General features: G+C 74.8%; 20 protein-coding genes. 18 read left to right on the forward strand and 2 right to left on the reverse strand.

Annotated elements, in window-relative coordinates; genetic code table 11:
- Positions 1–51 precede the first annotated feature (51 nt).
- The 7 genes from SM573_RS17785 to SM573_RS17815 all read left to right on the forward strand — a co-directional run bounded on the left by SM573_RS17785 (position 52) and on the right by SM573_RS17815 (position 9,758).
- On the forward strand, positions 52–1,473 hold the full coding sequence (locus SM573_RS17785; RefSeq protein WP_474609858.1) for an MFS transporter: 1,422 nt from the start codon (positions 52–54) through the stop codon (positions 1,471–1,473).
- A gap of 151 nt (positions 1,474–1,624) precedes the next feature.
- Positions 1,625–3,679, forward strand: a complete 2,055-nt coding sequence (locus SM573_RS17790) for a molybdopterin oxidoreductase family protein (protein WP_474609857.1) — start codon at positions 1,625–1,627, stop codon at positions 3,677–3,679.
- Positions 3,676–5,112 carry an FAD-dependent oxidoreductase gene (locus tag SM573_RS17795; RefSeq protein WP_474616614.1) on the forward strand — a complete coding sequence of 479 codons (1,437 nt, stop codon included), beginning with the start codon at positions 3,676–3,678 and terminating at the stop codon, positions 5,110–5,112. The genes SM573_RS17790 and SM573_RS17795 overlap by 4 nt, the downstream gene beginning before the upstream one ends.
- Before the next feature lie 23 nt (positions 5,113–5,135).
- The gene (gene nirB, locus SM573_RS17800) at positions 5,136–7,571 is read left to right on the forward strand and encodes a nitrite reductase large subunit NirB (RefSeq protein WP_474616713.1); all 2,436 of its coding nucleotides are present in this window, start codon (positions 5,136–5,138) and stop codon (positions 7,569–7,571) included.
- The gene (nirD, locus tag SM573_RS17805) at positions 7,568–7,912 is read left to right on the forward strand and encodes a nitrite reductase small subunit NirD (protein WP_474609855.1); all 345 of its coding nucleotides are present in this window, start codon (positions 7,568–7,570) and stop codon (positions 7,910–7,912) included. The genes nirB and nirD overlap by 4 nt, the downstream gene beginning before the upstream one ends.
- Positions 7,912–9,054 carry a uroporphyrinogen-III synthase gene (locus tag SM573_RS17810; protein WP_474616615.1) on the forward strand — a complete coding sequence of 381 codons (1,143 nt, stop codon included), beginning with the start codon at positions 7,912–7,914 and terminating at the stop codon, positions 9,052–9,054. Before nirD ends, SM573_RS17810 begins: the two co-directional genes overlap by 1 nt.
- A complete protein-coding gene (locus SM573_RS17815; protein ID WP_474609853.1) occupies positions 9,051–9,758 on the forward strand; it encodes a sirohydrochlorin chelatase in 708 nt (235 codons plus the stop codon). Before SM573_RS17810 ends, SM573_RS17815 begins: the two co-directional genes overlap by 4 nt.
- 65 nt (positions 9,759–9,823) lie before the next feature.
- Here SM573_RS17815 and SM573_RS17820 read toward each other — a convergent pair whose 3' ends face one another.
- A complete protein-coding gene (locus SM573_RS17820; protein WP_474609852.1) occupies positions 9,824–10,168 on the reverse strand; it encodes a winged helix-turn-helix domain-containing protein in 345 nt (114 codons plus the stop codon).
- On the reverse strand, positions 10,165–10,905 hold the full coding sequence (locus SM573_RS17825; protein ID WP_474609851.1) for a hypothetical protein: 741 nt from the start codon (positions 10,903–10,905) through the stop codon (positions 10,165–10,167). Before SM573_RS17825 ends, SM573_RS17820 begins: the two co-directional genes overlap by 4 nt.
- A 117-nt stretch (positions 10,906–11,022) precedes the next feature.
- Between SM573_RS17825 and SM573_RS17830 the strand changes: the two genes are divergently transcribed.
- The 11 genes from SM573_RS17830 to chvE all read left to right on the forward strand — a co-directional run bounded on the left by SM573_RS17830 (position 11,023) and on the right by chvE (position 22,467).
- Positions 11,023–11,211, forward strand: coding sequence for a ribonuclease (locus SM573_RS17830; RefSeq protein ID WP_474609850.1), 189 nt, complete (start codon positions 11,023–11,025; stop codon positions 11,209–11,211).
- Positions 11,212–11,377: 166 nt separating this feature from the next.
- Positions 11,378–12,724, forward strand: a complete 1,347-nt coding sequence (locus tag SM573_RS17835) for an alpha/beta fold hydrolase (RefSeq protein ID WP_474616616.1) — start codon at positions 11,378–11,380, stop codon at positions 12,722–12,724.
- Positions 12,717–14,042: an aminopeptidase P family protein gene (locus SM573_RS17840; RefSeq protein ID WP_474609848.1), complete on the forward strand. Its 1,326-nt coding sequence runs from the start codon at positions 12,717–12,719 to the stop codon at positions 14,040–14,042. The genes SM573_RS17835 and SM573_RS17840 overlap by 8 nt, the downstream gene beginning before the upstream one ends.
- Before the next feature lie 44 nt (positions 14,043–14,086).
- The gene (locus SM573_RS17845) at positions 14,087–14,992 is read left to right on the forward strand and encodes a dihydrodipicolinate synthase family protein (RefSeq protein ID WP_474616617.1); all 906 of its coding nucleotides are present in this window, start codon (positions 14,087–14,089) and stop codon (positions 14,990–14,992) included.
- A complete protein-coding gene (locus SM573_RS17850) occupies positions 14,989–15,990 on the forward strand; it encodes a proline racemase family protein (RefSeq protein WP_474616618.1) in 1,002 nt (333 codons plus the stop codon). The genes SM573_RS17845 and SM573_RS17850 overlap by 4 nt, the downstream gene beginning before the upstream one ends.
- Positions 15,987–16,667, forward strand: coding sequence for a GntR family transcriptional regulator (locus SM573_RS17855; protein ID WP_474609845.1), 681 nt, complete (start codon positions 15,987–15,989; stop codon positions 16,665–16,667). The genes SM573_RS17850 and SM573_RS17855 overlap by 4 nt, the downstream gene beginning before the upstream one ends.
- Positions 16,664–17,821 (forward strand): NAD(P)/FAD-dependent oxidoreductase, encoded by a 1,158-nt coding sequence (locus SM573_RS17860; protein ID WP_474609844.1) that lies wholly within the window; start codon positions 16,664–16,666, stop codon positions 17,819–17,821. Before SM573_RS17855 ends, SM573_RS17860 begins: the two co-directional genes overlap by 4 nt.
- On the forward strand, positions 17,818–18,120 hold the full coding sequence (locus SM573_RS17865; RefSeq protein ID WP_474616619.1) for a (2Fe-2S)-binding protein: 303 nt from the start codon (positions 17,818–17,820) through the stop codon (positions 18,118–18,120). The genes SM573_RS17860 and SM573_RS17865 overlap by 4 nt, the downstream gene beginning before the upstream one ends.
- The gene (locus tag SM573_RS17870) at positions 18,104–19,603 is read left to right on the forward strand and encodes an FAD/NAD(P)-dependent oxidoreductase (RefSeq protein ID WP_474616620.1); all 1,500 of its coding nucleotides are present in this window, start codon (positions 18,104–18,106) and stop codon (positions 19,601–19,603) included. Before SM573_RS17865 ends, SM573_RS17870 begins: the two co-directional genes overlap by 17 nt.
- Positions 19,600–21,126 (forward strand): aldehyde dehydrogenase (NADP(+)), encoded by a 1,527-nt coding sequence (locus SM573_RS17875; protein ID WP_474616621.1) that lies wholly within the window; start codon positions 19,600–19,602, stop codon positions 21,124–21,126. Before SM573_RS17870 ends, SM573_RS17875 begins: the two co-directional genes overlap by 4 nt.
- A 198-nt stretch (positions 21,127–21,324) precedes the next feature.
- Positions 21,325–22,467: a multiple monosaccharide ABC transporter substrate-binding protein gene (chvE, locus tag SM573_RS17880; RefSeq protein ID WP_474609840.1), complete on the forward strand. Its 1,143-nt coding sequence runs from the start codon at positions 21,325–21,327 to the stop codon at positions 22,465–22,467.
- Positions 22,468–22,536: the final 69 nt, after the last annotated feature.

Here is a 22,536-nt window from a genome sequence, read left to right on the forward strand (position 1 = left end):
CGGCACCGCCCGGGTCACCGCCCCGCAACGCCGGGACCGGAGGTTACCGCCATGCCTGCCACGCTTGCCCCCCACGCCGCACCGGGCACCGCGACGGCCGCCCCGGCCACCGGCCGAGGCCGCTGGATCACCCACTGGGACCCGGAGGACGAGGCGTTCTGGAACGGTCCCGGGCACCGCATCGCCCGCCGCAACCTGATCCACTCGATCCTCGTCGAGCACGTCGGATTCTCGGTATGGCTGCTCTGGAGCGCCGTCACGGTCAGCCTGCCCGCCGCGGGCTTCCCCTTCACCGTGGACCAGCTCTTCTGGCTGGTCGCCCTTCCGAACCTGGTCGGCGCCGCCATGCGGATCCCGTACACCGCGGCCGTGGCCCGCTTCGGCGGCCGCAACTGGACCGTCGTCTCCGCCGTCCTGCTGCTGCTGCCGATCACCCTGCTCGCCGCCTGCGTCACCCGACCCGGCACGCCCTACTGGTGCTTCCTCGTGGCGGCGGCCACCGCGGGACTGGGCGGCGGCAACTTCGCCTCCTCCATGGCGAACATCTCGTACTTCTATCCGCAGCGGCGCAAGGGCTTCGCGCTCGGCCTCAACGCCGCCGGCGGAAACGTCGGGGTCGCCGTCGTGCAGTTCGTGGTGCCCCTGGTCGTCGCCGTACCGCTGCTCGGCGGCCCGCAGGCCGACGGGTTGTGGCTGCAGAACGCCCCACTGCTCTGGCTCGCCCCGGTGGTCGTGACCGCGCTGTGCGCCTGGTTCTTCATGGACAACCTCAGCGTGGTCCGGGCCTCCCTGGCAGAACAGGTGCGGGTACTGCGCAACCGGCACACGTGGATCATGTCCGGGCTGTACATCGGGACGTTCGGCTCCTTCATCGGCTACTCCGCGGCGCTGCCCCTGCTGATCACGTCGCAGTTCCCGCAGCGGCAGGGCCTCCTCTACGCCGCGCTGGGCCCGCTGGTCGGGTCGCTGGCCCGGCCCGCCGGCGGGTGGCTCGCCGACCGCCTCGGCGGCGCGCGGGTCACCGCGGCGACGTTCCTGCTCATGGCGCTCGGTGTCGGTGCGGTGCTGGCCGGCCTCACCGCACACCGCTTCGGTCCCTTCCTCGCCGCCTTCCTGCTCCTCTTCGTGGCCAGCGGCGTGGGGAACGGCTCGACGTACCGGATGATCCCCGCGATCTTCCGCAGCGAGGCCGCCCGCCGGGCCGGCGCCGACCCGGGCGGCGAGCCCGACGCGGTCGCGCGGGCGGGCACCGAGGCGGCCGCGGTCATCGGCGTCGCCTCGGCAGTCGGGGCGCTCGGCGGTTTCCTCATCCCGCGCGCCTTCGGCATGTCGGTCGCGCGGACCGGCTCGATCGACGCCGCGCTGTTGGCCTTCCTCGCCGCCTACGCCGCCCTCCTCGCCGTCACCTGGTGGTTCTACCTCCGCACCGTGCTGGTCCGGTTCTCGCCGAGCCTGGCCGACGCGGCCGTCTGACGGCCACCAAAAAGACCGACGCCCGCCCCGCCGAGCACCGCTGCGGCCGGTCGGGGTTCACCACCGCCGGGAGACCGATGTGACACGTGATTTCCAGACCGGTAACGAAGGCTTGTCGGCGCGGAAACAGCCAGCGCCGAGCGTTGCCGACATGACGGCGGCGGCCACCCACTGCCCCTACTGCGCCCTCCAGTGCGCGATGACCCTGACCCGCGTCGAGGGCGCGGTGACCGTGCACGCCCGCGACTTCCCCACCAACCGCGGTGGGCTCTGCCAGAAGGGGTGGACCGCCGCCGAACTGCTGCACCACCCGCGGCGCCTCACCACTCCGCTTCTGCGGGAGGACGGGCGGCTGCGCCCTGCGAGCTGGGCGCAGGCATACGACCGGATCGTCACCGGGATCACCGAGATCCAACGCCGGCACGGGCGCGACGGCATCGCCGTCTTCGGCGGCGGCGGGCTGACCAACGAGAAGGCGTACGCGCTCGGGCGCCTCGCCCGGCTCGCGCTGCGCACCCGGATGATCGACTACAACGGCCGGTTCTGCATGTCCTCCGCCGCCGCGGCCGGCGCCCGCGCGTTCGGCATCGACCGGGGCCTGCCCTTCCCGGTGACCGACATCGCCGACGCCGAGGCCGTGCTGCTCGTCGGCGCGAACCCGGCCGAGACGATGCCGCCGTTCCTGCGCCACCTCGACCCGGCCCGGCTGACCGTGGTGGACCCACGGGCCACCCCGACCGCGCGGCGGGCCACCCGACACCTGCAACCCACCCCCGGCACCGACCTGGCACTCGCCAACGGACTGCTGCACATCGCCGTCACCGAGGGGCTCGTCGACCGGGAGTACGTGGCCCGGCGCACCACCGGCTTCGACCAGGTCCGCCGGACCGTCGCCGGCTACTGGCCCGCCCGCGTCGAGCGGCTGACCGGCGTACCGATCGCCGACCTGTACGCCACCGTGGAACATCTCGCCGCCGCACCGACGGCGATGGTCCTCACCGCCCGCGGGGCCGAACAGCACGCCAAGGGCACCGACACCGTCACCGCCTTCGTCAACCTGGCGCTCGCCCTGGGCCTGCCCGGGCGCCCCGGCTCCGGGTACGGCTGCCTCACCGGCCAGGGCAACGGGCAGGGCGGCCGCGAGCACGGCCAGAAGGCCGACCAGCTCCCCGGCTACCGCCGCATCGACGACCCGGCGGCCCGGGCGCACGTCGCCGCGGTCTGGGGTGTCGACCCGCGGACCATCCCCGGGCCCGGGCCGTCGGCGTACGAGCTGCTCACCGCGCTCGGCACCCCGGGCGGCCCGCGAGGGCTGCTGGTGTTCGGCTCCAACCCGGTGGTCTCCGCCCCCCGCGCGACGACTGTGGAACGCCGCCTGCGCGCCCTCGACCTGCTGGTGGTGGCCGACGTGGTCCGCTCCGAGACCGCCGAACTGGCCGACGTGGTGCTGCCGGTCGCCCAGTGGGCCGAGGAGGACGGGACGATGACCAACCTGGAGGGGCGCGTCATCCGGCGTCGCCGCCTGGCCGGCCCGCCGCCCGGCGTACGCACCGACCTGAGCGTGCTGGCCGAACTGTCCACCCGGCTCGGCGTGCCCGCCAGCGACGACCCGGAGACCGTCTTCGACGAGTTGCGCCGGGCCAGCGCCGGCGGTCCCGCCGACTACTCCGGGATCACCTACCCGCGCATCGACGCCGAGGACGGGGTCCACTGGCCCTGCCCGGCCCCGGAGCACCCCGGCACCCCCCGGCTGTTCCTGGACCGTTTCCCCACGCCGGACGGCCGGGCCCGGTTCGTCGCCGTCGAGCACCGGCCCGCCGCCGAGGAGCCCGACGAGGCGTACCCGCTCTACCTGACCACCGGCCGGGTCCTCACCCAGTACCAGTCCGGGGCGCAGACCCGCAGGGTGACGGCGCTCCCCGGCCAGCCGTACGTCGAGCTGCACCCCGAGCTGGCCGACCGGCTCGGCGTGACCGACGGCGCGCCCGTCGTGGTCAGCACCCGCCGGGGCAGCGCCACCGCCCCGGCCCGACTGAGCGAGGCCATCCGGCCCGACACCCTCTTCATGCCGTTCCACTATCCCGGCGCGGCCCGCGCGAACACCCTGACCAACACCGCCCTCGACCCGATCTCCCGGATGCCGGAGTTCAAGGTGTGCGCGGCACGGATCACCGTCGCCACCGCACCAGGTGGGGGGCCCTCATGAGGGTGGTCATCGTGGGCTACGGCATGGCCGGCGCCCGCCTCGCCGCCGAGCTGCCCACCCGCGACGCCGACGTCAAGGTCACCGCCTTCGGCGCCGAGGCCCACCCGGCGTACAACCGGATCCTCCTGTCGACCCTGCTCGCCGGGAAGGTCCACGAGGAGGACCTGCCGGTGACCGCACCGCCCTCCGGCGTGGACGTACGCCTCGCGGTGACCGTCACCGCACTCGACCCGGCCCGCCGGGTGGTGCGTACCGGGGACGACGAGCACGAGTACGACGCGCTGGTGCTGGCGACCGGTGCCCGCCCCGTGCTGCCGCCGGTCGCCGGGCTCACCCGGTCGGGCGGCGACGAGGTGCCCGCCGACCGGGTGTCGCTCTTCCGCACCCTCGACGACTGCCGGCGCATCACCGCCGACGCGCGGGAGGCCGACACCGCCGTGGTGCTCGGCGGCGGGCTGCTCGGCGTCGAAGCCGCCCGGGGGTTGGCCGGCCGAGGAATCGACGTGACCCTGGCGCACGGCGGCACCCACCTCCTGGAGCGCCAACTCGACCCCCAGGCCGGCGCCGTGCTCCGCCGCACCCTCGCCGACCTCGGCGTGCGGGTGCGGCTCGGCGTGCGCGCCGCCGAATGGACCGGCGACGCGCTGCGCCTCACCGACGGCAGCGCCCTCCCCGCCGACCTGCTGGTCGTCGCCTGCGGCGTACGCCCCGACACCGCGCTGGCCGCCGCGGCCGGGCTCGCCGTCGACCGGGGTGTGCTCGTCGACGACCACCTGCGCACCAGCGACCCGCACGTCTACGCGATCGGTGACTGCGCCGAACACCGTGGCACCGTCTACGGTCTGGTAGCCCCCGCCTGGGAGCAGGCCGCCGCGGTCGCCGACCGGCTCACCGGCCGTGCCACGCGCTACCGGGGTTCCCGGCCGGTCACCCGGCTCAAGGCCGGCGGCGTGGACCTGGCCGCCATGGGCTGCCTCGACGGCGGTCCGGAGGCCGAGACGATCAGCTACGCCGACCCGGCCCGGGGCACGTACGCCAAGCTGGTGGTCCGCGACGGCCGGCTCGCCGGCGCGGTGCTGCTCGGCGACAACCCGACCGTCGGCACGCTCGTGCAGCTCTTCGACCGCGACGGCGAACTGCCCGCCGACCGGCGGTCCCTGCTGCTGGGCCGGGCGCTCGGGGCGTCCTCCGTGCCGGTCGAGTCGCCCGCCTTCATGCCCGACCAGGCGGTGGTGTGTCGCTGCAACAGCGTGTCGAAGGCGGCGATCACCGCCTGCTGGCGGACCGGTGCCCGCGGGATCGCCGACGTGGTGGCCGCGACCCGGGCCACCACCGGCTGCGGCGGCTGCGCGGACGCGGTCACCGGAATCGTGGACTGGCTGGCCACCGTGGACCCGGCCCCGGCGGACGCGACCCAGGAGGTGTCGGTGTGAGACTCGTGGTGATCGGCAACGGCATGGTCGGCCAGCGTTTCGTCGAGGCGTTGGCGGCCCGGGACACCGGCCGGCGCTGGTCGGTGACGGTGCTCGCCGAGGAGCGCCGGCCGGCGTACGACCGGGTGCGGCTCTCGGCGTACTTCGACGGGGTCACCGCCGAGCAGCTGACACTCGCGCCCGCGGGGGTGCCCGCGGGGGTGGAGTTCCGCCTCGGCGAGCCCGCCGTCGCCGTCGACCGGGCCGCCCGCGTCGTGCGTACGGCGAGCGGCGCGCACCCGTACGACGTGCTCGTGCTCGCCACCGGCTCGCGGCCGTTCGTGCCGCCGGTGCCGGGCGCCGACGGACCCGGCCGCTTCGTCTACCGGACGCTCGACGACCTGGAGGCGCTGCGCGGCTACGCCACCGGCCGCGACGCCGGAGTCGTCGTCGGCGGGGGACTGCTCGGCCTCGAGGCCGCGAACGCCCTGCGCCTGCTCGGGCTGCGCCCCTCCATCGTGGAGTTCGCGCCGCACCTCATGCCGATGCAGCTCGACCGGGCCGGCGGCGGGATGCTCCAGCGTCGCATCGAGGAGATGGGCATCGCCGTGCACTGCGGGACCGGCGTCACCGGCATCAGCGCCACCGGCGAGCGGCTGCGGCTACGCACCGCCGGGCAGCTCACCCTCGACACCGACCTGGTCGTCTTCGCGGCCGGGGTGCGCCCCCGCGACGACCTCGCCCGCGCGGCGGGCCTGCCGCTCGGCCCGCGCGGCGGCGTGCTGGTCGACGCGACGTGCCGCACCGCCGACGAGCGGATCTTCGCGATCGGCGAGTGCGCCGCGGTCGACGGGCGCTGCTACGGGCTGGTCGCCCCCGGCTACGCCATGGCCGACGTGGTGGCCGACCGGCTGGTCGACGGCGACGCGGTGTTCCCCGGCGCCGACACCGCCACCACACTCAAGCTGCTCGGCGTGGACGTCGCCAGCTTCGGCGCCACCACCGGACCGCTCGACGTGGTCTACGCCGACCCCGCCCACGGCCTCTACGCCAAGCTCGTCCTCACCGACGATGCCCGCACCCTGCTCGGTGGCGTGCTGGTCGGGGACACCTCGGCGTACCCGGTGCTGCGCGCGGCGGTCGGCGGCCCGGTGCCCGGGAAGCTCGCCGACTTCCTCGCCGCCGGCCCATCCGACGTGGCGCTGCCGGGTGCCGCCCAGGTGTGCAGCTGCAACGCGGTCACCAAGGATCAGGTCGTGGCGGCGATCGCCGACGGCTGTGCCGACGTGCCGAGCCTGAAGGGGCGCACCCGCGCCGGGACGACCTGCGGGTCCTGTGTGCCGCTGCTGCGGACGCTGCTCGCCGAGCACGGCGTGGCCCAGTCCACCGCGCTCTGCGAACACTTCACCCACTCCCGGCAGGAGCTGTTCGACCTGATCCGGGTGCGGGGAATCGCCACCTTCTCGGCCCTGATCGGCCAGTACGGCACCGGGCGGGGCTGCGACGTCTGCAAACCGGCCGTCGCCTCGATCCTCGCCTCCCTCGGCGGTGGACACGTCCTCGACGGGGAGCAGGCGGCGCTGCAGGACACCAACGACCACTTCCTGGCGAACCTGCAACGCGACGGGACGTACTCGGTCGTGCCCCGGGTGCCCGGCGGCGAGATCACCCCGGAGAGGCTCATCGTCCTCGGCGAGGTGGCCCGCGACTACAACCTGTACACGAAGATCACCGGTGGGCAGCGCGTCGACCTGTTCGGCGCCCGGGTCGAGCAACTGCCCGCGATCTGGCGCCGCCTGGTCGACGCCGGATTCGAATCCGGCCACGCGTACGGCAAGGCGCTGCGGACCGTCAAGTCCTGCGTCGGCTCCACCTGGTGCCGCTTCGGCGTCCAGGACTCGGTCGGGCTGGCCATCGCGCTGGAGCTGCGCTACCGGGGGCTACGCGCGCCGCACAAGATCAAGGCCGCGGTCTCGGGCTGCGCCCGCGAGTGCGCGGAGGCGCGGGGGAAGGATTTCGGCGTCATCGCCACCGACAACGGCTGGAACCTCTACGTGGGCGGCAACGGAGGCTTCCGCCCCCGCCACGCCGACCTGTTCCGCGCCGACCTCGACACCGAGGAGCTGATCCGCACCATCGACCGTTTCCTCATGTTCTACATCCGCACCGCCGACCGGCTCCAGCGAACCGCCGCCTGGCTGGAATCCCTCGACGGAGGGCTGGAGCACCTGCGCGCGGTCATCGTCGACGACAGCCTCGGCATCTGCGGCGACCTCGACGCGGCGATGGCCCGGCACGTGACCTCCTACGTGGACGAGTGGCGTGCCGTGCTGGAGGACCCGGAGAAGCTGCGCCGCTTCGTCTCGTTCGTCAACGACCCCGCCGCGCCGGACCCGTCGATCACCTTCGTCGTCGAACGCGACCAACCGGTGCCGGCCCCAACCCAGGTGATGCTCGGAATGCCGGAGGTGACCCCATGACGACGACCACGGTCGGCACCCGCTGGAGCCAGGTGTGCCGCCTGGCCGACCTGCTCCCCGAACGCGGCGCGGCCGCGCTGCTCGGCGACGTCCAGGTCGCGGTCTTCCGGCTGCACGACGGCACGGTGCGGGCAATCGGCAACCACGACCCGCTCTGCGGAGCCAACGTGCTCTCCCGGGGCATCGTCGGCACCCGGGGCGGGCGGGACATCGTCGTGTCGCCGATGCACAAGCAGGCGTACGACCTGGCGACCGGGGAGTGCCTGGACCTGCCCGGCGTGGCCGTCCCGGCCTACCCGGCCCGGGTCCGCGACGGCCTGGTCGAAGTGGTGGTGCGGTGATGGCTGGCGGCCCGGCCGACCCCGGCGGCCGCACCGCACCGGCCAGCGGCGACACACCGCCGCTGGCCGGCTTCACCGTGGCGATCACCGCCGAGCGGCGGCGCGACGAGCTGGCCGCGCTGCTGCGCCGGCGTGGCGCCCGGGTGGTGGCCGCGCCCGCCATCACCATCGTGCCGCTCCTGGACGACGCGGCGCTGCACGCCGCGACCCTCGCGTGCGTCGGGCAGGCGCCGGACATCGTGGTCGCGACCACCGGCATCGGCTTCCGCGGCTGGCTGGAGGCCGCCGAGGGGTGGGGCGTCGGCGACCCGTTGCGGATTCGGCTGCGTCAGGCCCGGCTGCTGGCCCGCGGCGCCAAACCCTGTGGCGCGATCCGGGCCGCCGGGCTGAGCGAGGAGTGGTCGGCACCGACGGAGTCCTGCGAGGAGATCCTGCGCCGCCTGCTCGACGAGGGCGTCACCGGCCGGCGGATCGCCGTCCAGCTGCACGGCGGGCCCCAGGACGACTTCGTCGGGGCGTTACGGTCGGCCGGGGCCGAGGTGGTCGAGGTGCCCGTCTACCGATGGCGGGTCCCCGACGACACCGGCCCGCTGCACCGCCTGGTCGACCTGGCCCTGGCCGGTCAGGTGGACGCGGTCACCTTCACCAGCGCCCCGGCCGCGCGGGCGCTCCTCGACGCGGCCGGCCCTCGGGCGCCACGGCTGCTGCGGCTCTTCTCCGAGCGGATCCTCGCGGCCTGCGTCGGCCCGGTCACCGCCGCACCGCTGCGCGCGCACGGCGCGCCGGTGCTGACGCCCGACCGCGCCCGACTCGGCGCCCTGGTCAAGGCGGTCACCGACGAGCTGCCCCGCCGCGCCCGGCGGATTCCGGTCGCCGGCACCCTCGTCGAGCTGCGCGGGCACGCCGTCGTGATCGACGGCGAACTGCGCACCCTCCCTCCCGCGTCGATGGCGATCCTGGCCCGCCTCGCCGCCCGGCCCGGCGCCGTCGTCTCCCGGGCGCAGCTCTCCGCCGCCCTGCCCCGCGGCGAGGACGGCCACGCCATCAACCAGGCCGTGGCCCGGCTGCGGGCGGCACTCGGCTCCCACCGCTACGTCGAGACGGTCGTCAAGCGCGGCTTCCGCCTCCGGGTCGACGCATGACCGGCGCGCGGCCGGTCCTGCTCCTCGCGGCGCACGGCACCCGGGCACCGGTCGGTCAGGCCCAGATCCGCGAGCTGGCGCGGGCGGTCGCCCGGCGGGCGCGGGGGCTGGCCGTGCGGCTGTCCTACCTGGACGTGCAGCGACCGCGACTGGCGGAGGTGATGGCGGAGCTGGACCGTCCCGCCGTCGTGGTCCCGCTGCTGCTCACCGCCGGATACCACGTCCGAGTGGACATCCCGCGCGCCACTGCCGGCCGCCACGTCGCCGTCACACCGCCGCTCGGTCCGGATCCGGCGCTGGTCGACGTGCTCGCCGGGCGGATCACCTCCGCCGGCCCGGCGGACGCCGTGGTGCTCGCCGCCGCCGGCTCCAGCGACGCCCGCTCCCGGGCCGACGTCGCATCGGTCGCCCGGGCGCTACCCGTGCCCGTCCACGTCGGGTACGCCGCGACGAGCGGCCCCGCGATCCCGGAGGTGGTCGCCGGGCTGCGCGCCGGCGGTGCCCGGCGGATCCTGGTCGCGGCGTACCTGCTCGCCGACGGGCTCTTCCACCGCCAGGTACGTCGCGCCGAGGCGGACGTCGTCACCGAGCCACTCGTGACGGACCCGGCGATCGCCCGACTGGTGCTGCGCCGCTACGCCGCCGCGGCGGACCGGCACACAGCCTGCGCAGTTGCGGGCGGACCCGCCGCCCCGCCGGGCTGACGGGGCTCCGTCCACGCAGCCCAGCGAGGAGGAGCGGGCCGTGCGGACGGCGACGCGGTCCCGGCTCAGGAGCCGGGGTCCGGGCGGTCCGTCGCCGTGCGGATCCGTGCGACCAGCTGCTCCAACGCGGCGACCTCCGCGCGCAGCGCGGCCCGCCCCTGCCGGGTCAGCCGCAGCCACGTGCACGGACGGCGCCCCTCGTAGCCCTTGGTCACCTGGAGCAGCCCCGCCTGTTCGAGGATCCGCAGATGCCGGTTGAGGTTGCCGTCGGTCAGGCCGAGCTCGTCGCGCAGGGTGGCGAACCGGCACTCGTGTGCCTCGCTGAGCACGGTGAGGATGCCCAGCCGCACCCGCTGGTGGACGACGTCGTCGAGGGCGGTGGCGGGATGCGGGGGTTGCGGCCCTGTCACGCGCGGCCCCGGAGGCCGGACAGCAACCGGACGGCGGCGACGGCGAGCGGGGGCAGTGCCATCAGGACAAGACAGTGACCGGGCCGCAGCGCGAGCTGCCCACCCGGGGACGGGCCGGCCCCGAGCAGCGAGCTGGCCCAGCCGGGCAGGGCGCCCAGCGGGTACGAGGTGCAGAGCCAGACCGTGAGCAGGGCCATCCATCCGCCGGCGGCGACGAGAGCGGGACTGCGCTCCGCCCAGCCGAGCACCACGACCGCGGCGGCGAGCGGCAGGAGGGGTGTCAGCAGCCCGGGCCAGTAGGGTCCGTCGACCGTCGTGAGCCCCTCCGGCGCCGGTCCGGTGGGCACTGCCGCGAGCACGGCCAGCAACGCCAACACGCCGAGACCGGTGCCGACGACGAGGGGCCAGGCCACCCGTACGCCGAGCCGGCGGGCACGCCGGCGGTACCAGAGGCCGGTGGCCGCGAAGAGCACCGGCGTGCCCACGAACCAGAACGCGTACGAGGCGACCGGGTGGCGCTGCTCGTCGGGCAGCCCCGCCCACCAGGGGTGCTCGGCCACGATGGAGGGCGGTGAGGCGAAGGGGTGCCGGTAGAGGGCTGTGCTGGCGAGCAGCAGCACGGCCACGCCCATGGCGGGCAGCCAGACACCCGCGTGGGCACGGCGGTGGGCGCGTCGACGCAGCCGCGTCAGGTGGGCGAGGGTCTGCTCGGCATGTGCGGTGGCGCTCCGGTCCATGACGCACCTCGATCCGTGCTCTGCGGCAGCGATAGCTTTGCAAAGCAAAGTCTACCGGACCGATGCCGCCACCGGGTGCCTCGTTTGCCGGTGCCGCTGTGGGGTAGGTGGGTCGTCGTGACGACACCTGATGCGAGCCCCCAGCGGCAGGAAGAAGCACTCGAACGCGGTGAGGTCTTCCAGGACGCCGAGGGGCGACGGACGCGGGACCCTCGGGCCGGGATCGCGAACGCCGACAGCGAGGCCGACCGCAACGCCGAGCACCTGAGCCGCGGCGAGGTCGGACCGGGCGTGCCGGAGGACTAGCCGACGCGGCGGGGAGCCGGCCAGGCCCGACGCGGCGCCGGGGGCCCGGCGTCGGCGCGGCCGCGCTCTTGGCAGAGATCACTTCCGCACCTACGATCAGTGCAATGGCACACCGTACTGCGGAGTGGCATGACGTCCGGCGGCCGTCCGGCCCGGCGGCACGCCCATGACCGTCACCGCCACCTACACCATCCCCGGCATGCGCGTCCGGGACCACGTCAGCGATGTGCCGCTGGACTGGTCCGATCCCGGACGCGGCACCATCCAGGTCTTCGCCCGTGAGGTCGTCGACCCGGTCCGGGACGACGAGGACCTGCCCTGCCTGGTCTACCTCCAGGGCGGGCCCGGCGGGAAGGCGCCCCGCCCCCTCACCCGCTCCGGCTGGCTCGGCCACGCGCTGCGCGAGCACCGCGTCGTCCTCGTCGACCAGCGCGGCACCGGCCGCAGCAGCCGTGTCGACGGCCGCCGGATGAGCGCCTTCGCGACCGCCGAGGAGGCCGCCGACTACCTCGCGTGCTTCCGGGCCGACTCCATCGTGGCCGACCACGAGCACCTGCGGAAGGCGGTCTTCGGCGGCCGGCGCTGGTCCACCCTCGGGCAGTCGTACGGTGGCTTCCTCACCCTCACCTACCTGTCGACGGCTCCGGACGGCCTCAGCGCCTGCTACGTCACCGGCGGCCTGCCCGCGCTCGACCCGTCCGCCGCGGAGGTCTACCGGCGCACCTACCCCCGGGTGGAGGCGAAGAACCGCGAGTTCCACCGGCGGTACCCGCACCAGGTCGCCCAGGCCGGCCGGATCGCCGACCGGCTGGCCGAGGGCGACGTGCGGCTGCCGGACGGCGACGTGCTCACCGTGCGACGGTTCCAGTCCCTCGGCATGGACCTCGGCATGAAACCCGGACTCGAACGCCTGCACTGGTTGCTGGACGAGGCGTTCACCGGAGACGACCTGTCGGCGACGTTCCTGCACGAGGTGCTGGCCCGGACGTCGTACGCCGACAACCCGCTGTTCGCGGCCCTACACGAGAGCATCTACGGGCACGGCGCGGGCGCCACGGGCTGGGCGGCGCAGGCCGAGCGGGCGCGGCATCCGCAGTTCGCCGAGGACGCCCGGCCGCTGCTGTTCACCGGCGAGATGATCTATCCCTGGATGTTCGAGGAGATCGCCGAGCTGCGGCCCTTCCGGGGCGCCGTCGAGCTGCTGGCCACCCGGGACGAGTGGCCGCCGCTCTACGACCCCGACCGGCTGGCCGGCAACGAGATCCCGGTGGCCGCCGCCGTCTACCACGACGACATGTACGTGGACGCGGGCCTGCAACTGGACACCGCCGCCCGGGTCGGGAACGTCCAGACCTGGATCACGAACGAGTACGAACACGACGGCGTACGGGAGGACGAGCGGGTGTTCGTCCGGCTCACGGAGCTGGTCCGGGCCACTGGCGGCGGAATCCACGACGGACGGGGCGGCCCGCGCCCCTCCGGGCCGGCGGAGGAGGGGGCGTCCGGTGCGTGACACCCGGCCGCCGAGGCTGTCCGAGGTCCCGGCCTTCCGCGAGTACATGGCCACCGGCTGGGGCGTGCCCGACCGCACGCCGCCGGTCGTGCCCGGCGCGGCCGAGGCGGCCGCCGCCCACCGCGCCCGCCTCGCCGAGGCGCTGCCCGGGCGGACGATCGTGCTGGCGGCCGGGCGGGCGCCGGTGCGCAGCAACGACACGACGTACGACTTCCGGCCCGACAGCGACTTTCTCTGGACGACCGGTTGTGCCGTGGAGAACGCCGTCGTGGTGCTGCGCGACGGCGACGCCACCCTCTACCTCCCGCCGCCCGCCCGGCCCGGCGACCCCGGCTTCTTCGCCGACCCCCGCCACGGCGAGCTGTGGGTCGGCGCCGCCCCCGGTCCGGCCGACTGGGCGCGGGCACTGGGCGTCGCCGTCCGACCCCTCGCCGAGCTGACCGAGGACGTCACCCGGGACGAGGGCGTGGCCCGGACCCTCGCCGAGCTGCGGATGCACAAGGACGCGTGGGAGGTCGGCCAGCTCCGGGAGGCCGTGGACCGCACGGTCGAGGGCTTCGCCGCCGTCGTCCGCGAGCTCCCCACGGCCGTCGAGGGCCCGGGGGAGCGGTGGCTGCAGGGCACCTTCGACCGCTACGCCCGGGCGTACGGCAACGGGCCGGGCTACGCCACGATCGTCGGCGGCGGCCGCCACGCGACCACCCTGCACTGGGTGCGTTGCGACGGCCCGGTGCGGCGCGACGAGCTGGTCCTGCTCGACATGGGCGTCGAGGCGACCAGCTGCTACACCGCCGACGTCACCCGCACCCTCCCCGCCTCCGGACGCTTCTCGCCCGTGCAGCGGCAGGTGCACGACCTGGTGGAGCGGGCCCATCGGGCGGGGCTCGCGGCGGTGGGCCCGGGCCGCCGGTTCGCCGAGTTCCACCACGCCGCGATGGAGGTGATCGCGCGGGGCCTGGCGGACTGGGGACTGCTGCCGGTCTCCGTCGACGAGGCCCTGGCCGACACCGGGCAGCACCACCGGCGGCACCTGGTGTGCGGCATCGGCCACCACCTCGGGCTGGACGTGCACGACTGCGCGCGGGCCACGCCGGAGGCGTACCACGACGCGGTCCTGACGCCCGGCATGGTGCTCACCGTCGAGCCCGGACTCTACTTCCACGCCCACGACCTGACCGTGCCCCCGGAGCTGCGCGGCATCGGCGTCCGCATCGAGGACGACCTGCTCGTCACCCGCGACGGCGCGGAGGTGCTCTCCGGCGCGCTGCCCCTGGACGCCGCCGGTCTGCAGACGTGGATGGCCGCTCAATCCCGGTGATGTCGCGCGGCGCGACACCCCCCTACGATCGCTGAGGAGCCAGCATGACCACCCCCACCAGGCCCTGGCGCGGCGTCCACGTCGCCACGGCGCTGCCCCTGCACGACGACCTGTCCGTCGACTACGACGCGTACGCCGAGCACGTCCGGTTCCTCGCGGCCGGCGGCTGCGACGGGGTGACCCCCAACGGCTCGCTCGGCGAGTACCAGACGCTGACCCCCGAGGAACGGGCACGCGTCGTCGAGACCGCCGTCCAGGCCGCCCCCGCCGGATTCGGCGTGATGCCCGGCGTGGCCGCCTACGGCGCCATCGAGGCGCGCCGCTGGGCCGAGCAGGCCGCCGAGGCCGGGGCCACCTCCGTCCTGCTGCTGCCGCCGAACGCCTACCGTGCCGACTGCCACGCGGTCGTCGCGCACTACCGCGAGGTCGCCGCCGTCGGGCTGCCGGTCGTCGCCTACAACAACCCCATCGACACCAAGGTCGACCTGACCCCGGACCTGCTCGCCGAACTCTTCGGCGAGGGACTCATCGTCGGCGTGAAGGAGTTCAGCGGCGACGTGCGCCGGGCGTACCAGATCGCCGAACTCGCCCCCGACCTGGACCTGCTCGTCGGCGCCGACGACGTGCTGCTCGAACTGGGCGTCGCCGGGGCCGTGGGCTGGATCGCCGGCTACCCGAACGCGATCCCGGAGAGCACCGTGGCGCTCTACCGGCTCGTCACCTCGGGCGACCCGGCCGACATCGCCCGGGCCGTGCCGATCTACCGTGACCTGCACCCGCTGCTGCGGTGGGACTCCCGGACCGAGTTCGTCCAGTCGATCAAGCTGTCGATGGACGTCTGCGGTCGTCGGGGCGGCCCCTGCCGGCCGCCGCGCCTGCCGCTGCCGTCCGACATCGCGGCCAGGATCACGGCCGACACCGAAGCCGTCCTCGCCAAGGGCTACAAGTGAGGTCCCGCCGCACGTTCCACGCCGTCGACTCGCACACCGAGGGCATGCCCACCCGGGTCGTCGTCGGTGGCGTGGGCACGATCCCCGGGGCGAGCATGGCCGAGCGGCGGCTGTGGTTCATGGAGCACAGCGACGACGTCCGCACCCTGCTGATGTACGAGCCGCGCGGCCACGCCGCGATGAGCGGTGCGATCCTCCAGCCGCCCACCCGACCCGACGCCGACTACGGCGTGCTGTTCATCGAGGTCTCCGGCCTGCTCCCGATGTGCGGGCACGGCACCATCGGCGTCGCGACGGTCCTCGTCGAGACCGGGATGGTGCCGGTCGTCGAACCGGTGACCACGATCCGGCTCGACACCCCCGCCGGGCTGGTCGTCGCCGAGGTGGCGGTGCGCGACGGCGCGGCGCAGTCGGTCACCATCCGCAACGTCCCGTCGTTCGTGCACGCCCTCGACCGGGAGGTCGAGGTGCCGGGCTTCGGCGCCGTCCCGTACGACATGGCCTTCGGCGGGAACTTCTACGCCATCGTGGACCTGGCGGACCTGCGGCTGCCCTTCGACCGCTCCCGCGCCGGCGACCTGCTGGCCGCCGGACTCGCGATCATGGATGCGGTGAACGCGCAGGACCCCCCGGTCCACCCCGAGCGCGCCGACATCACCGGCTGCCACCACGTCTACCTGAAGGCCCCCGGCTCGACCGCCCGGCTGTCCCGGCACGCCATGGCGATCCACCCCGGCTGGTTCGACCGGTCCCCCTGCGGCACGGGCACGAGCGCCCGGATGGCGCAACTGCACGCGCGCGGCGAACTGGGCATCGGCGAGGACTTCGTCAACGAGTCCTTCATCGGGACCCGCTTCACGGGGCGGCTGCTCGGCGAGACCACCGTCGGGTCGCGGCCCGCGGTGCTGCCGTCGATCACCGGCCGGGCCTGGGTCACGGCGACGGCGCAGTTCCACCTGGACCCCACCGACCCGTTTCCCGCGGGGTTCCGGCTGTGAGCCCCGCCCCCGTGCCGGACCTGCCCGGCGTCGGCCCCAGGGAGAACCTCCGCGACCGGACGAGGGAGGCGCTGCGCGCGGCGATCATCTCCGGGCGCCTGGAGCCCGGTGTCGTCTACTCGGCTCCGGCGCTGGCCGCGCAGCTCGGCGTCTCGCCCACCCCGGTGCGCGAGGCCATGCTCGACCTGGTGACCGCCGGGCTGGTCGTCCCCCATCCGAACAAGGGCTTCCGGATCACCGACGTCTCCGACGAGGACCTCGACAACCTGGCCGCCGTGCGGCTGCTCATCGAGCCGCCGACCGTACGCAACGTGGTGCCGGTGATCCCGAAGGAGGACTTCCCCGGGCTGCGCGACCTGGCGCAGGCCATCGTCGAGGCCGCGGAGCGCGGCGACCTCGTGGGCTACATCGAGGCCGACCACGTCTTCCACCTGACCCTGCTCGGCTACAGCGGCAACCGCTACCTGGTGGACGTCGTGTCCGACCTGCGGTCGCGGACCCGCCTGTTCGGCCTGACCCCGCTGCTGGAGAGCGGCCGGCTGGGCCGCTCGGCCGCGGAGCACCACGAGCTGCTGGATCTCGTCGAGGCGCGTGACCCGGCCGGAGCCGAGCTGCTGATGCACCGCCACATCGGCCACGTACGCGGCCTGTGGGCCGGCGGCAGGGACCCGGCGTGACCGCGGACCTGGTGGTCGTCGGCGCGGGCGTGGTGGGCGCGGCCTGCGCGTACTTCGCGGCGCGGGCCGGCCTGCGAGTGGTCGTCGTCGACCGCGGCGCGATCGCCGGCGGCACCTCCAGCGCGGGCGAGGGCAACGTGCTGGTGTCCGACAAGGAGGCCGGCCCCGAACTCGACCTGGCGCTGTACTCCCAGCGGGTCTGGCGCGACGACCTCGCCGAGCACGGCGACCGGTGGGAGTTCGAGGCCAAGGGCGGCCTGGTCGTCGCGGCGTCGGAGCGGAGCCTCGCGGCGCTGCGCGACCTCGCCGCCCACCAGCGTCGCTGCGGCGTCGAGGTGCGGGACGTCCCGCGGGCCGAGTTGCGCGACCACGAGCCGCACCTGTCCCCACGGCTCGCCGGGGGCGCGTACTACCCGCAGGACGCCCAGGTGCAGCCGATGCTGGTGACCGCCCACCTGCTGCGACTGGCCCGCGAGCGGGGCGCGCGGGTGCGTACCCACACCGAGGTCACCGGATTCCTGCGCGCCGGCACCCGCGTGACGGGCGTGCGGACGCCGGACGGCGACATCCCCGCCGGGGCGGTGCTCAACGCCGCCGGCACCTGGGCGGGCGACGTGGCCGGCCTCGCCGGGGTGCGGGTGCCCGTGCTGCCCCGGCGCGGCTTCGTCCTGGTCACCCAGCCGATGCCCCCCGGGACGATCCGGCACAAGGTGTACGCCGCCGAGTACGTGGGTGACGTGGCCAGCTCCGACGCGGCGCTGCAGACCTCGCCCGTCGTCGAGGGCACACCCGCCGGCACGATCCTCATCGGCGCGTCCCGCGAGCGTGTCGGCTTCGACCGGACCGTGTCCGTCCCCGCCATCGGCGCGCTCGCGGCGAAGGCGGTGGCGTTGTTCCCGATGCTCCGCGACGTGCGGGCCATGCGTACCTACCTCGGCTTCCGCCCCTACTGCCCGGACCACCTGCCCGTCATCGGCCCCGACCCCCGCGCGCCCGGGCTCTGGCACGCGTGCGGCCACGAGGGCGCCGGCATCGGCCTCTCCGTCGGCACCGGGAAGCTCGTCGGCCAGGCACTCGTGGGGCGGGACACGGACCTGGACCTCACCCCGTTCGCGCCGGACCGGTTCCCGGACGTCGAGGGGGTCACCCGATGACCCGCCACCTGGCGTTCCGCGGCGCCGACGTGCCGGCCGAGCCCGGCCAGAGCGTGGCCGCCGCACTGATCGCCGCCGGGATCCTGGACTGGCGCACCACCCGCGCCGGCCGCCCACGCGGGCTGTTCTGCGGCATCGGCATCTGCTTCGACTGCCTCATCACCGTCGACGGCGTCCCCGACCAGCGCGCCTGCCTCGTCACCGCCGCGGACGGCATGCGCCTCGGCGACGACGCCGGGCCGGGCACCGACCCCGACCGCCCCGTCGAGCAGGGGGACGACGATGCCGTACACCCCTGACGTCGCCGTGGTCGGCGCCGGGCCGGCGGGCCTCGCCGCCGCCGTCGAGTCCGCCGAGGCGGGGCTCACCGTCGCCCTCGTCGACACCGCCGCGCAGCCCGGCGGCCAGTACTGGCGGCACTACGACGCCGCCCACGCCCGCCCCGAGGACCGCGCCGGCCACCACGGCTGGCCGCTCTTCCTGCGGCTGCGGGGCCGGCTGGCCGCGCTGCGCGACGCCGGCCGGATCCGCTACCTCCCCGGCCACCAGGTCTGGCTCGTCACCCGCGACGACACCGGCGCGTTCACCCTCCGGCTGACGGCCGCCACGTCCACCGTTCCCGCCCCCGCCGGCGTGCCCGACGGCGGGGACCGGAGCATCGTCACCCGGGCACTGATCCTCTGCCCCGGCGGATACGACAGGCAACTGCCCGTGCCGGGCTGGGACCTCCCCGGCGTGCTGACGGCCGGCGGAGCGCAGGCCCTGCTCAAGGGGCATCGCACGGCGGCGGGACGGCGCGCGGTCGTCGCCGGTACCGGCCCGTTCCTGCTTCCCGTGGCCGCCGGTCTCGCGCGGGCCGGGGTCGCCGTCGCCGCCGTGGTCGAGGCCAACCGGACCCGGGGCTGGCTGCGAGATCCGGTCGGTGCCATGTCCGCGCCGGGCAAGGCCGTCGAGGCGCTGCGGTACGCCACCCTCATGGCCCGCCATCGCGTGCCGTACCGGACGGGGACCGTGGTCCGGGAGGTGCTCGGGCGGGACCGGGTGGAGGCGGTCCGCGTCGCCCGGGTGGACCGCGACGGCCGCGCCACCGGGCCGGACGAGGAAATCGCCGTCGACCTCGTGGCGTTCGGCTGGGGCTTCACCCCCTCACTCGAACTGCCGCTCATGCTCGGCGCCGACACGGCCCGGGACGCCGACGGATCGCTCGTCGTGGCCGTCGACGAGGGCCAGCGCAGCAGCGTCGACGGGCTCTACGTGGCCGGCGAGGCGACGGGTGTGGGCGGCGCGACGCTTGCCGTCCACGAGGGACGGTCGGCGGCGCTCGCCGTCGCCGCCGCGCGGGGCCGCCCCACCGATCCGGGCGTGCGGAGGCGGTCGCACCGCGCCGTCCGGCGGGGCCGCCGCTTCGCCGCCGCCCTGCACCGCACGTATCCCGTGCCGCCCGCCTGGCCACAGTGGTTGTCGGAGACGACCCTGGTGTGCCGCTGTGAGGAGGTCTCCTACGGTGACCTGCGCCGCGCGCACGACGAGCTGGGCGCGGCGGAGCCGCGCACGGTGAAGATGCTGGCCCGGCCGGGGATGGGCTGGTGTCAGGGCCGGGTGTGCGGCCTCGCCACCGCGGGGATCGCGGCCTGGCTGGCGGGGCGGGAGACCACGTCGGAGGATCTGCGCCCGCTGGCCACCCGCAGCCTCGCCGTGCCGGTGCCCCTCGGGGAGCTCGCCGCTCTGGCCGAGGACACACCACCCGCCGAGGAAGACCGAGGAGAGGAGACGAGACGGTGAGTGACGTGCTGAGCGTCGACCCGCGTACCGGCAGGCCACGGGGACGCGTCACGACGGAGTCGACCGCGCGGGACGTGGACCGGGCGGTGCGGGCCGCCGCGGCCGCGAGCGAGGCGCTGGGGGACCGCCCCCGCCGGGTGGAGCTGCTCCGGAGCGCCGCCGCACTCCTGGAGAAGAACGGCGAGGAGATCGTCGCGACCGCCGACGCGGAGTCGGCGCTCGGCGAGGTGCGGCTGCGCGGTGAGCTCGCCCGGACGTGCTATCAGCTCCGGGCGTTCGCCGACGTGGTGGAGACCGGTGCGTACCTGGACGTGACCATCGACCACGCCGACCCGTCGGCGCAGCCCGCGCCCCGCCCCGACCTGCGTCGCCACAAGGTGCCGCTGGGCGTGGTGGCGGTCTTCGCGGCGAGCAACTTCCCCCTGGCCTTCAGCGTGCCCGGCGGCGACACCGCGAGCGCCCTCGCGGCGGGATGCCCGATCGTGGTCAAGGCGCACCCCGACCATCCCGCCACCTCCGTCCTCTGTGCCCGGATCCTCCGGTCGGCGGCGATCGAGGTCGGGCTGCCCGAGGAGGTCGTCGGCCTGGTCCACGGCTTCGACGCGGGGCCGGAGCTGGTACGCCATCCGCTGACCGCGGCGGTGGGTTTCACCGGCTCGGTGCGCGGTGGCCGCGCCCTGTTCGACATCGCCACCTCCCGGCCGCGACCGATCCCGTTCCACGGCGAGCTGGGCAGCCTCAACCCGGTCGTGGTGACCGAGCGGGCGGCCGAGACCAGGGCCGAGGAGATCGCCGCGGGGCTGGTGGTCTCGTACACCCTGGGTATGGGCCAGTTCTGCGTCAAGCCGGGTCTCGTCCTCCTCCCGGATGGACCGGCGGGCGACGCTCTCGTCGGGGCGGTCGTCGCGGCGACGGTGCCGTCCGGGCCGATGCTCGACCCGCGCATGCGTGCGGCGTTCCTCGCCGGGGTCCGCGCCCGGGCCGCGTTGCCGGGTGTGGGGCAACCGCTCGTCGCGGCCGAGGCCGGCGACGGGGCGGCCCCGCTGGCCGTACGACCGGGTGTGCTGACCGTCGCGGCGTCCCGCCTCCTCGACGACGGGCCGCACCGGGAGCTACTGGAGGAGTGCTTCGGACCGGTCACCGTGCTGGTGCGCTACGGCTCCACGGCCGAGCGGGACGCGCTGCTCGACGCCCTGCCCGGCAACCTCACGGCCACCGTGCACCTGGCCGCCGACGAGCGTGACGGCGCGGCGGCGGACCTGGTCGCCGCGGTGAGCCGGCTCGCCGGTCGGGTCGTGGTGGACGGATGGCCGACGGGTGTGACGGTCTCGCCGGCCATGCAGCACGGTGGCCCCTACCCCGCCTCCACCAGCACCTCGACCTCGGTGGGCAGCAGCGCCATCGAGCGCTGGCTGCGCCCGGTCTGCTATCAGGACGTCCCTGATCCGCTGCTGCCGCCGGAGCTGCGCGAGGCCAATCCGCTGCGCCTGCCGCGCACCGTGGACGGGGTCCGCGTCGGCTGACGGCGGCCGGGCCGGCGACGGAGGGTCACGCCGCCACGACGGGCCGGCGCGCCCCGCGAGGTGCTCGACGCGGCGGCGACACCGTTACGAGACCGTGACGGGAGTATTTCGAGAGGAGGTGTTGACGCCATCGATGTGAGCGCTAACACTGCGGCAGTGCCACCCGTGATTCCGGCGAGTCCGGAGAGGAGAGACAACGTGGGCAGACGATTCCTGGCCGCCGCAGGTGCGGCGGTGCTGGCGCTCGGCCTCGCGGCGTGCAGCGGTGAGGGTGCCGGTGGCGGCGGCGACACCAGCGGTGACAAGCCCTCCGACCTGACCATCGGCGTCTCCATGCCGACCCAGACGTCGGAGCGGTGGATCGCCGACGGCAACGCGGTGAAGGAGAAGCTGGAGGCGAAGGGCTACAAGGTCGACCTGCAGTACGCCGGTGACGACATCCCCACCCAGTCCCAGCAGGTCGACCAGATGATCACGCAGGGCGCGGACGTCCTGGTCATCGCGGCGATCGACGGCACGGCCCTCAGCGGGCAGTTGCAGGCCGCCGCCGACGCCAAGATCCCGGTCATCGCCTACGACCGGCTGATCCGCGACAGCCCCAACGTGGACTTCTACGTGAGCTTCGACAACTACAAGGTCGGAGTCGCCCAGGCCACCGCCCTGCTCGCCGGCCTCGGCCTGCAGAACAAGGACGGCTCGAAGGGCAGCGCCACCGGCCCGTTCAACATCGAGCTGTTCGCCGGCTCGCTCGACGACAACAACGCCCACTTCTTCTTCGACGGCGCGATGGACACGCTCAAGCCGTTCATCGACGCCAAGTCGCTGCGGGTGAAGTCGGGCCAGACCGCCATCGAGCAGGTCGCGATCCTGCGGTGGCAGCAGGAGACCGCGCAGAAGCGGATGGAGGACCTGCTGACCTCCAGCTACAACGACGGCACGAAGGTCGACGGTGTGCTTTCGCCCTACGACGGCCTGTCCCGCGGCATCATCACCGCCCTGCAGAACGCCGGCTACGGCGGCTCCGGTGCCAAGATGCCCGTGGTGACCGGCCAGGACGCCGAGATCGCCTCGGTCAAGCTCATCAACGACGGCGTGCAGAACTCCACCGTCTTCAAGGACACCCGGCTGCTGGCCGAGCAGGCCGTGATCGCGGCCGAGGCGTTCCTGCAGGAGAAGGACCCGCAGGCCAACGACACCACGACGTACAACAACGGGGTCAAGGTCGTCCCGTCGTACCTCCTGCCCGTCCAGACCGTCTACAAGGACGACATCAAGCCGGTCCTCGTGGACTCCGGCTACTGGACGGCCGAGGAGGTCGCCAGCGGCCAGGCCAAGGGCTGACGCACCCCGGGCCCGGTGCCGCCGTGCCGGCACCGGGCCCCGCGGGACCATCCATGACGGGTACGACCA

The organism is Micromonospora xinjiangensis, assembly GCF_056150165.1.